Annotated in this window: 7 protein-coding genes and 1 pseudogene; 5 read left to right on the top strand and 3 right to left on the bottom strand. The window is 70.8% G+C overall.

Annotated elements, in window-relative coordinates; genetic code table 11:
- The 4 genes and pseudogenes from D7V77_RS36635 to nadD all read left to right on the top strand — a co-directional run.
- Window positions 1–623: pseudogene (locus D7V77_RS36635) on the top strand (adenylate/guanylate cyclase domain-containing protein); the annotation flags it as partial.
- Between the two features lie 44 nt (window positions 624–667).
- Complete coding sequence (locus tag D7V77_RS36630; protein ID WP_120580901.1) at window positions 668–1,858, top strand: exo-beta-N-acetylmuramidase NamZ domain-containing protein; 1,191 nt, start codon at window positions 668–670, stop codon at window positions 1,856–1,858.
- Between the two features lie 7 nt (window positions 1,859–1,865).
- Window positions 1,866–2,540 carry a hypothetical protein gene (locus D7V77_RS36625; RefSeq protein ID WP_120580900.1) on the top strand — a complete coding sequence of 225 codons (675 nt, stop codon included), beginning with the start codon at window positions 1,866–1,868 and terminating at the stop codon, window positions 2,538–2,540.
- A gap of 10 nt (window positions 2,541–2,550) precedes the next feature.
- The gene (gene nadD, locus D7V77_RS36620) at window positions 2,551–3,111 is read left to right on the top strand and encodes a nicotinate (nicotinamide) nucleotide adenylyltransferase (protein ID WP_120580899.1); all 561 of its coding nucleotides are present in this window, start codon (window positions 2,551–2,553) and stop codon (window positions 3,109–3,111) included.
- Here nadD and D7V77_RS36615 read toward each other — a convergent pair.
- Window positions 3,108–6,224, bottom strand: coding sequence for a hypothetical protein (locus D7V77_RS36615; RefSeq protein ID WP_120580898.1), 3,117 nt, complete (start codon window positions 6,222–6,224; stop codon window positions 3,108–3,110). The two genes, nadD and D7V77_RS36615, sit on opposite strands and share 4 nt — an antisense overlap.
- A gap of 89 nt (window positions 6,225–6,313) precedes the next feature.
- Between D7V77_RS36615 and D7V77_RS36610 the strand changes: the two genes are divergently transcribed.
- Window positions 6,314–7,639: a hypothetical protein gene (locus tag D7V77_RS36610; RefSeq protein WP_120580897.1), complete on the top strand. Its 1,326-nt coding sequence runs from the start codon at window positions 6,314–6,316 to the stop codon at window positions 7,637–7,639.
- 103 nt (window positions 7,640–7,742) lie between these two features.
- Here the strand turns inward: D7V77_RS36610 and D7V77_RS36605 are convergent, their stop codons facing one another.
- A complete protein-coding gene (locus D7V77_RS36605) occupies window positions 7,743–8,615 on the bottom strand; it encodes a Rossmann-like and DUF2520 domain-containing protein (protein ID WP_120580896.1) in 873 nt (290 codons plus the stop codon).
- 2 nt (window positions 8,616–8,617) lie between these two features.
- On the bottom strand, window positions 8,618–10,450 hold a 1,833-nt coding region (locus D7V77_RS36600), incomplete at its 5' end, for an AAA family ATPase (protein WP_147452276.1).

Below are 10,450 nucleotides of genomic sequence, written 5' to 3'. Positions count from 1 at the left end.
CGGTGGGGCAGCGGGCCACGGTGCTGGGCCAGCAGGCGCGCACCGCGACGGATGCGCTCTGGGCGCGCGTGTACGCGAAGCTGCCGCCCGCCATCACGACGAAGGTGTCGTCCACCGTGGCCGGCTGGAGCATGTGCGCGGGGCTGGTGGTGGTGCTGTTGGGCGGGGGGCTGCTCGTCGGCGGAGGCGGCGCCACGATGCGGGCCATCCGCGACGTGGAGGGCACCACCGGCCCGGAGAAGACCCAGCGCGTGAACGAGGCCAAGCGGCTCATCAAGTTGGAGGAGGCGGACCAGCGCTCCTACTTCAGCGGGCGTCTGGAGGAGGCGCAGGGCAACATGAGCGCCGCGGTGGTCCACTACGCGGCGGCGGTGCGCAAGGACGCCAACGGCCGTGCGTCGTCCCGGCTCATCTCCCTGCTGAAGCATGAGCAGTGCGGCGTGCGCTCCAGCGCGGCGGCGGCCGTGGGCAGCCTGCGCCTGGAAGACGCGCGCGGCGCCCTGGAATCCCTGGCCGACGACGGAGGCCCGAACGAAGGGACGGCCGGTGGGTTCCTCGGCCTGGGCACCTGTGACTCGAAGCAGGCGGCGGCGGACGCGCTCAAGCGTCTCCCCGCGAACTGACCCTTCCTGCGCCCGCGCGTATCCGCGGGACGAGGCGACTGAACGTGACGAAGGTGAAGACGGGACTGGATGTGTGGGCGGCGCAGGGGTTCTCCGCGCTCAAGGGCAAGCGCGTGGGCGCCATCGTCAATCCCACGAGCGTGGACTCGCGCTTCCGCCACCTGGCGGATCTGCTGGCCGGCACGGACGGCGTGACGCTGGCGGCGCTCTTCGGGCCGGAGCACGGCATCCGGGGTGAAGCCCAGTACATGGTGGCCGTGGACGAGGCGCGCGACCGCAAGACGGGCGTCCCGGTGCACAGCCTCTACGGCTCCACCTTCGAGTCGCTCTCCCCGCGCCAGGAGTGGCTGAAGGGGTTGGACGCGCTGGTGTTCGACATCCAGGACGTGGGCAGCCGCTACTACACCTACGTCTACACCATGGCCCTGGCGATGAAGGCCGCGGCCCAGGCCCGCGTGCCGTTCTACGTGCTGGACCGGCCCAACCCGCTGGATGGGGTGACGCTGGAGGGCAACCTCGTGGGGGAGAAGTTCCGCTCCTTCGTGGGGCTGTACGCGCTGCCCAACCGCCACGGCATGACGGCGGGGGAACTGGCGCGGCTGTTCAATGCGCAGGAGGGCTTCGGCTGCGACCTCACGGTGGTGCCGTGCGAGGGCTGGACGCGCGACATGTACTGGAGCGACACGGGCCTGCCGTTCCTGCCGCCGTCGCCCAACATGCCCACCGCGGACACCGCGCTGGTGTACCCGGGCATGTGCCAGCTGGAGGGCACCAACGTGTCCGAAGGCCGCGGCACCTGCCGGCCCTTCGAGCAGTTCGGCGCGCCGTGGGTGGACACGGATCAGCTGATGGCGCGGCTGGACAAGGAGCGGCTGCCGGGCGTGACCTTCCGTCCGGTGGGCTTCACCCCCACGTTCGACAAGTACACGGGCCAGTCGTGCAGCGGGGCCTTCATCCACGTCACGGACCGCAAGTCGTTCCAGCCGCTGCGCACGGGCATCGCCATCACCCAGGCGCTGCACGACATCGGGCCGGGGCAGTTCGCCTGGCGGGCGGACGCGTACGAGTTCGTGGAGGACGTGCCCGCGTTCGACCTGCTGTGCGGCACCGACCAGGTGCGTCGCGGCATCGAGGAGGGGTGGTCCCTGGACCGGATGCTCGAAGGCTTCGAGGCGCAGACGGAGGCCTTCCGCAAGCGCCGCGAGCCCGCCCTGCTGTACGCTTCCTCGCGGTGACCTCCACGTGATTGGTGTCTTCTCCGATACGCATGGCGACCTGGACGCTTTCGACGCCGCCTACGAGTTGCTGCGTGCGAAGGGCGCCCGGCGCTTCCTCTTCACCGGCGCGCGCTACACGGACCTGGATGAGTGGGTGCTGTGGCGCCGCAAGAAGAGCAGGGGAGGGCGCGAGTACTCGGACGCGGACTTCCTGGCGGACGTGACGCAGTGGCTGGTGGCGCCCCAGGACGGACTCGGGCGCACGCCCGCGTCCCGCGAGGCCCCCTCGGACCTGGCGTCCGAGGACGACCGGCGGCTGGTGATGGAGCGCTTCGTGCGCGTGCCGGACCGCGACTCGCTGGCGTACCGGGACCCCGCCGTGGCCAACAAGGCCATGGACCTGGTGGGGGACACGCTCTGCTGCGTGGTGCACGACAAGAACGACCTGGTGCGGGACGACCTGCTCAACGCGCAGGTGTTCATCCACGGCAAGGAGTCCGAGCCGGCGGTGGTGCAGATTGGCCCGCGCTACTTCGTGACGCCGGGCCGGCTGGTGGGGGCCGCGGAGCAGACGTGCGGCCTGTTGGAGAAGGCGGAGCGCAACCTGAGCTTCTCCGCGTTCCGGTTGGATGGACACCTGGTGCTGCCGCCCCGGGTGCTGCAGGTCGATTCGCGCTCGACGAAGCTCACCGTCAAATAAGAGGCCCGCCGTGAAGGTCGCGCTGCTCGGAGGCTCGTTCAACCCGCCGCACGTGGGCCACCTGATGGCGGCCTCCTACGTCCACGCGACGCAGGGCGTGGATGCCGTCTGGCTGATGCCCACGTTCCACCATCCGTTCGGCAAGCAGCTGGAACCCTTCGAGGCTCGCGTGCGCATGTGCGAGGCGCTCTGCCGCGAGACGTCCGGCTGGCTCCAGACGAGCCTGGTGGAGCGCGAGCTGGGCGGTGGCGGACGCACGGTGGACACGCTGGCGTACCTGGTGGAGCGCCACCCGGACACGCGGTTCTCGTTGATCATCGGCAGCGACATCCTGAGGGACCTGCCGCAGTGGAAGGACTTCGACCGCATCCAGCGCATGGCGCACGTGACGGTGCTCTACCGCGCGGGCTACCCGGCGCCGGACACGGTGGGGCCGCCGCTGGCGGAGGTGTCCTCCACGCAGGTGCGCGACCAGCTGGCGCGCGGCATCGAGCCTTCGGAGCTGGTGCCCTCCGCGGTGCTCCAGGTGGCGCGCGATGAGGGCCTGTATGGCCTGCGCGGGCCCCGCTAGAACGTCATCCCGATGATGTGCAGGTCGCCGAAGCCGTCATCGAAGCGGTGGGCGTACTGGTAGAAGATCGAGAGCGCGTAGGCCTGTCCCATGGTGAGCCGCAGCGTGGCGGAGCCGCCCACCGCTCCGTGGTTGGTCCGGTTGTCCGTGCGCGCGAGCGAACCGAACGCATCCAGCTCCAACTGGCTGACGAAGAGGGACGGCAGCACCCACAGCGTGGACGCCCAGCCGTAGTCGATGATGAACCGGTAGCGGTAGCGCGCGTTGGCGAGCAGCACGTTGCGCGCGCGGAAGGTGTGGTCCTCGTAGCCGCGCAGGTACTCGCTGAAGGCGAGGCCCGGCTGGAGTTGCAGCGGCAGGCCACCGTCGGTGGTGCTGTCGCGGTTGATGAAGAAGGCCTGGCCCGGAAGGATTCCGCCGACCTCCAGCAGGTCATCAGGCGCGCCGGGCAGGGCGCGGCCCGCGACGGAGAGCAGGAGGTTGTCCTTGCCGATGAAGGGCAGGCCGCCCAGGTAGCCGTCCACGCCCAGGCGCACGTCGCCTACGGTGGAGTCGCGCGCGAAGGCCTTCGGGAAGATGCCGCCGCTCACGGACAGGCCCAGTCCGCGCTGCGTGCCGCCGTAGGACGTGCCTTCGCCGGCGAAGTACGACGCGGCGACCTCCGGTCCGATGAGGCGCGTGGTGATGGACGGCCGGCGATCCGTGGCGTCGAAGCGGCGGTCGAGCGCGAGCACGCCGAAGCTCACGGGGGTCGTCCAGAACGTGCGGGACGCGAACACGGTGGCCTGCAGGTCCGTGCGTTCGTTCTCGCGCAGGCGTGACGCGGAGACCTGGAGGTAGAAGGGCGACAGCATCGCGTTGCCGTATGCGAACGACACGCCGGGCTGCTTCTCCTTCAGGTCGTACGTCAGCGTGAGCGCGTAGGCGTTGAAGCCCAACCGGTCCTGGCCCGCGATGGAGATGCCACCCGCGAAGTACGGGTCGTTCTCGTCGACGTCGTTGGGCACCGTGTAGAAGTAGGGGACCCGGTAGTTCGGGATGAAGAAGCCTTCGAGCGGCGAGTAGGGCTCGTCGGTCAGCACGTCCACCGCGTGGCCGACGACGGCCGGAGGCGTCACGGGCGCGTCCACGTCATGGGCGGGATCCACGGGCAGGGGCGGCGGCGCCACCGGTGCCGGGGGGACGTCGGCAGCGGCCTGCGTGGGGGCATCCGCCGGAGGCTCGGTCTGGCCTGGGAAGGCGACGAAGCCCTCCTGTGCCTCCGTGCCCTGGGCGGTGGCCTCCGGCTCCGGTGCCGGTGCGGTCGCGATGCTCTCGGCCGGCGGCTCGGGCGTCGCGCTCAGCTCGGCCAGGGCTTTCGTGAGGGGCGCGCGGTCCACGGTGAAGTTGATGCCGTCGCGGTTGAGGAAGACCACGGCGTCCCCGCCCGCGGGTGCCGCGTCCATCACCAGGATTGGCGCGTCGGTGACTCGGGCAATGCGCCGGGTGGACACCGTCATCACGTGCGCCTGGAGCCGGCCTTCGTGCTCGCGCAGGAAGACGAGGTGATCGTCGTCCAACCACCGGGGCGAGTAGTTGAACAGCCCATCCCGCGTGAGCCAGCGCAGCGAACCGTCCGGCTCGCGCAGCACCAGGTCCCACCCCTCCACGCCGTACATGGGGAACACGTACCGTCCACCGTCCGGTGAGGTCACGGGCGTGCCTAGCGCCGTATGCGCCTTGAAGTCCGTCAGCCGCTCACGCTGACCGGTCTCCAGATCCAACCGCACGAGGTTGGCCGCGTCGCCGCTCACCTCCACGAACACGTAGGACCGGCCATCCGCCGTCAGGTCGCCGCCCATGCCCACCAGGTCGTCCCACAGCCGCACCACGTCACCCGTGCGCGCGTCCACCCGCCACAGCTTCCCCGTGTAGCTGCCCACCGAGTCGATGTCCGCGCTGACCAGGTACAGCCACCGGCCGTCCCGGCTGAACGTCATGCCGCTGACCAGCGACGAGCTGGCCACCACCCAGCGGCGCCCCGGCAACAGCCGCACCAGCGCGCGGCTGAAGCGCTCGCGGCCGTCGCGCTCGTACACGGTGAGGTGCGTGATGGCTTCACGGCCCACGCTCACCAGCGCCGTGCTCCCGTCGACCGGGTTCGCGACGAGCCGCGAGAAGTAGCCCGCATTCCGCACGAGCACCTGCTGCGTGGCGGGGCGCTCGCGCAGCTGGAGGCCCTTCTGGAGGCTCTGCTCGTACTCGCTGAACAGCGACCCGATGTCCTTGCCGTAAACCCGCTTGAACCGCAGCGTCACCGCGAGGGGTGGGAACAGCGAGCTGCCCTGTTCGTCCACCAGCTTCCACAGACGCTTCTCGCCGTACGTCTTCGCCAGGTACTCCACGAAGTTCATACCGGTCAGGTAGTTGCCGCCGAACGGATCCAGCGCACGGTTCTCCGGTGACAGGTAGCCCGCGTTGAGCTCGCCCTTCTGGGCCACCACCGCGCCCTCCCACCAGCCGCGCCACACCGGGCTGTAGGGACGTCCCGTGTCCTTGCCCAGCCGGCCTTCGTAGTAGGTGGCCAGGCCCTCCAGGAACCAGGACTCGGTGAAGATGTTGGGCTGGAAGAGGCCGCCCGTGACCTTGTTCAGGACGTTCCACAGCCCGCCCACCTGCTGCATCTGCACGTAGTGGACGGACTCGTGACAGGCCACGTCGCCGATGTCCGTCTCACCCAGACCCAGCAGGTTGAACTGCTCCAGCGTCATGTGCTGCGGCAGCACCATCTGCTGCGGCGTGCTGGCGAACTCCGACTGGACGTACGCGTTGTTGAAGTCCGCGCTCGTCAGGTAGACGAGCACCCGCTTGCGCTCGGCCTTGCTCCACGCGTCGCCGCGCAGCCGCTCCACGCAGCCTTCCATCCGGGCGGCCACCCGCAGCGCCGTCCCGCGCAGATGGACCGGGTAGTACAGCTCCATCGACCGCGTGGTCAGCTTGTGCATGTCGTCCCGGGCGAACGACGCCTGGACGTTCTGCGGGAAACGGGGTGCGACGAAAGCACACCCCGATGTCAGCAGCAGGAGACAAGCGAGGATGGCGGGCTGGCGGGCAGGCCCGCGAGAAGCTGACATGGCGGTGCATCCTACCGAGCACAAATCGTAGTCAGGAGCGCGTTTTTCACGATAAGGGAACGCGTCGCATTCCTCACAGGAACCTTCCCATGACCGAACCCGCCGAGCCCCAGGGGCTCCCTGTTCCGCAGCACGTCCACAATGCGCAGCTCCAGCTTTCCGCCGCGTTGGAGAAGGCCAGCGGCGCGCCGGTCGACCTGACGAAGGCTCCGTGGGCGGACGTGGAGACGTCGGTCATCCAGCTGCTGGGCGGCCGGTTCGACCCGAACAACCCGAACCACCAGGGCGCGGCGCTGGGCCTGGCGGGCGGCTTCGCGCTGCGCCTCATCTCCGAGCACCAGGCGTTCTGGTTCCCCAACCGGGACTCGCCGGAGGGCGCCTCGCTGGGCTTCCCCGAGGCCATCATCATGCTGTCCCCGTTCGGGGCGGTGATGGACGCGCTGGCGCAGGGCAAGTTGACGCGGCTGGACGACCTGGCCGCCGACATCCGCCGCTCGCTGGGGCAGGTGAAGTTCGGCACCAACCCGGCGCAGGCCCTGGGCGGCGGTCAGCCCCAGCGGCTGGGGCCCCAGGAGTACCAGCGCCTGTTCGACCCGGGCTTCCTCCAGTTCATCGTGGTGGATCCGGCCAAGGCGAAGCAGGCGCTGGAGGCGAAGACGGACGCGCTGGCGCGCGACGTGCGTGACGCGCTGGGCCGCACCCAGCCGCCGCTGCCGCCGGAGGCCCGCCAGCAGTTCGAGGGGCAGATCGTCACGTCGCTGCAGCGCATGGAGCAGGGCAAGACGCTGGCGGAGCAGGCCGAGCGCGCCCCGCGGCTCGCGGAGCTGCTGACGCACCTGGTGGCGACGGTGGGCGGCACGGGCTCCGCGCCCGAGGAGTTCTGGCACGACGTGGTGCTGCCGCTGCTGTTCATCGGCACGCCCGCGAGCTTCCCGCCGCTGGATGACGACGAGCTGGAGGCGTTCAAGCAGGGCGCGGATCCGCTGGCGCTCTTCGTGGACGTGGTGCCGCACTCGCACCGCGCGCCGGACGAAGGCCTGCTGGGCGCGTTCGAGATGTCGGAGATCGGCCTGGTGCACCCGGCCTTCCAGAAGGTCGGCGCGCTGCGCCTCATCCGGATCAACCCGGACCGTCTGAAGCCGATGCTGGAGAAGTACGACCCGAACGCGACCATGGACGCGGTGCAGCGCTTCACTGCGCACGTGTCCCAGGCGGCGGGCAAGCCGGCCGCGGAGTCCCCGCAGGGCAAGGAGATGCTGCAGGCGGCGCTGACGCTGCTGGCGGACCTGAAGCGCTCCGTGTCGGTGGGCGGCGACATCTGCCTGCGCCGCCTCACGGAGGCCGAGGCCGCTTCCGAGCAGGCGCTGGCCATCGTGCGCCGCGCGCTGCAGAGCCCGCGCATCATCCTCACCTAGTCTGGTGGGAAGGGCGCGCGTCCGGGGCAACCGGGACGCGCGCCGTTACGTCTTCGCGACCAGGGCTTCCAGCGCCGCGGGCTGGCGCGGAGCCGGAAACGCCTCACTTCTTCGCGAGCAGGGCTTCCAGCGCGGCACGGGGCTCCGGACGGAGCCGCTCCGAGGCCAGCCGCAGGGCCCGCCGCGAGAGCTGTGCGTAGAGCGGAGCGATGTCCGAGGGCAGTGCCGCGAGGTGCGCCGCGACGACGCCCGCGTCTCCTCGGACAATGGGGCCGGTGAGTCCACCCGAGAGGCCGCGCGCTTCGATGCCTCGCAGCGCCGAGCGCATCAGCGGCAGCAGGGCCTTCAAGGCCGCCTCGGGTTCGATGCCCGCGGCGCCCAGCGCGCCCACGGCCGCGTCCGCCAGGGCCACCAGTCCACCGGCGCTCAGCACCGCGCCCGCGTGGTAGGCGGCCCGGTGTGCCTCCGGCACGTCGAACATCGCGAAGCCCACGTCCTCCGCCATGCGCTGGAGCACGGCGCGCAGGGAAGGGGACCGTGTGCTGATGGCGGCGGTGTGGCCCGCGAGCGAGTCCCTCGCGGAGGACACGGCGCAGAGTGGATGGAACGAACCCACCGCGCGGCCCCGCTGCGTGCCCAGCGCGGAGAGGGGCAGGGCGCCCGCGGTGTGCACCAGCGCCACCGTGCGCGGCAGTTCGCGTGACAGGGCTTCGGACACAGACGGCACCGCCGCGTCCGGAACGCACAGCACGCAGACGCGCGCCTTCTTCAGGTCCGCCGGGGTCGCGGGCTTCAGGCCCAGGGCCCGCGTGCGCTCATGGCCTGCGTCGTCACGCGAGTACACGCGCACGGGCCAACGCTTCGCTTGCAGTGCCAACGCGAGTGCACCACCGAGCCGCCCCGCGCCGACGATGACCACGGGGACGCGCTTCGCCTTCGCCGCGCTGCTCCGCGTGCTCCGGCCTCGCCGCGCCACCGTCAGGCGGCGTCCCGGGCGAACTGGAGCTGACCGGCCTGCACGGCCACGCGCACGCGGTCGCCCGCGCCGAACTCTCCGGAGAGGATGCGCTCAGCCAGGGGGCCTTCCACCAGCCGCTGCACCACCTGGCGCATGGGCCGCGCACCCAGCATCGGGTCGAAGCCGCCGGACTTGAGCAGGTGACCCACCACGTCCGTGCCCGCCGTGTAGACGATGCCGCGCTCCGTCGCGAGCCGCTTGCTGCTCTCCGCCAGGATGAGCGTGGCGATCTTCGCCACCTCCTGCTCCGCCAGCGGACGGAACGGCAGCCGCTCGTCGATGCGGTTCCACAGCTCCGGCGGCAGCGCCTTGCGCGCCGTGTCCGACGCCATGTCCAGCGCCTTGCCCTCGGCCGCGTCCGCCGCGCCGAAGCCCACCGCGCGGCCCGTGCGGCTGAACGCCTCCGCGCCCAGGTTCGTGGTCATCACGATGACCGTGTTCGAGAAGTCGATGTGCCGGCCCTTGCCGTCCGTCAGCCGCCCCTCCTCCAACACCTGGAGCAGCAGCATCTGCACCTCGCGGTGCGCCTTCTCGATCTCGTCCAGCACCACCACCGACGACGGCCGGCGGCGCACCGGCTCCGTGAGCTGTCCGCCTTCACCGAAGCCCACGTAGCCCGCGGGCGAACCGATGAGGCGCGACACGCCGTGGGACTCGGACATCTCGCTCATGTCCAGGCGCACCAGCGCGTCCCGGTTGCCGAACAGCACCTCCGCCAGCGCCCGCGCCATCTCCGTCTTGCCCACGCCCGTGGGGCCCAGGAAGAGGAAGCTGCCCATGGGACGGCGCGACGCGAAGCCCGCGTAGTTGCGGCGGATGACCCGCGAGATGCGCACCACCGCGTCGCCGTGGCCAATCACGCGCTCCGCCAGGTCGTTCTCCAACCGGAGCAGCCGCGCGGAGTCGTTCATCAGCAGCCGCTCTTCCGGCACGCCCGCCAGCTTCGCCACCACGCGCGCCACGTCCGCCGCGTCCACCCGGTGCTTGCCCTCGCGGTGGCAGCGGCTGCCCGCCAGGTCCACCACGCTGATGGCCTTGTCCGGCATGAACCGGTCCGTCACGTAGCGGCTCGCCAGCGACGCGGCCGCCTCCAGCGCCTCCGGCAGGTATCGCAGCGCGTGGTGCTCCTCGTAGCGCCCGATGATGCCCTGGAGGATCTGCAACGTCTCCGGCACTGACGGCTCGTTCACCACCACCGGCGTGAAGCGCCGCTCCAGCGCCGGGTCCGCCGCGATGAACTTGCGGTACTCGTCGTGCGTCGTCGCCCCGATGCAGGGGAACTCGCCGCGAGCCATCGCCGTCTTCAGCTCGTTGGCCGCGTCCTGCGGGCCCTCGCCCGTGGAGCCCGCGCCCACCAGCGTGTGGATTTCGTCGATGAAGACCACCACGCGCCCCTCGGCCCGCCGCACTTCTTCCTTCAATGCGTTGAGCTTCTCGGAGAACGAGCCGCGCAGCTGCGTGCCCGCCACCAGCGTGGCCATGTCCAACTCGACGAGGATCTTCTCCGCCAGCGTGCCGCGCAGGCCCATCAGGCGCTGCGCCACGCCCTCCACCACCGCCGTCTTGCCCACGCCGGGCTCGCCCAGCAGGCACGGGTTGTTGGTGCGGCGCTTGCCCAGGATGTCGATGACCTCCTCGACCTCCCTCGCGCGGCCCACCACCGGGTCCAGCTTCCCCTCGCGCGCGGCCTGGCTCAGGTTGCGGCCCATGGACGTGAGCATCGGGAACGCCTTGGCGTCCAGCGTCAGTGGCTGACCCTTGGCCTGGGACGGCGGAGGCGAGGACGGCTTGAC

The organism is Corallococcus sp. CA041A (assembly GCF_003612075.1).
GTDB lineage: Bacteria > Myxococcota > Myxococcia > Myxococcales > Myxococcaceae > Corallococcus > Corallococcus exiguus.
Note: the sequence above shows the minus strand (reverse complement) of the source record. Positions and strands in the feature narration are given on the sequence as shown.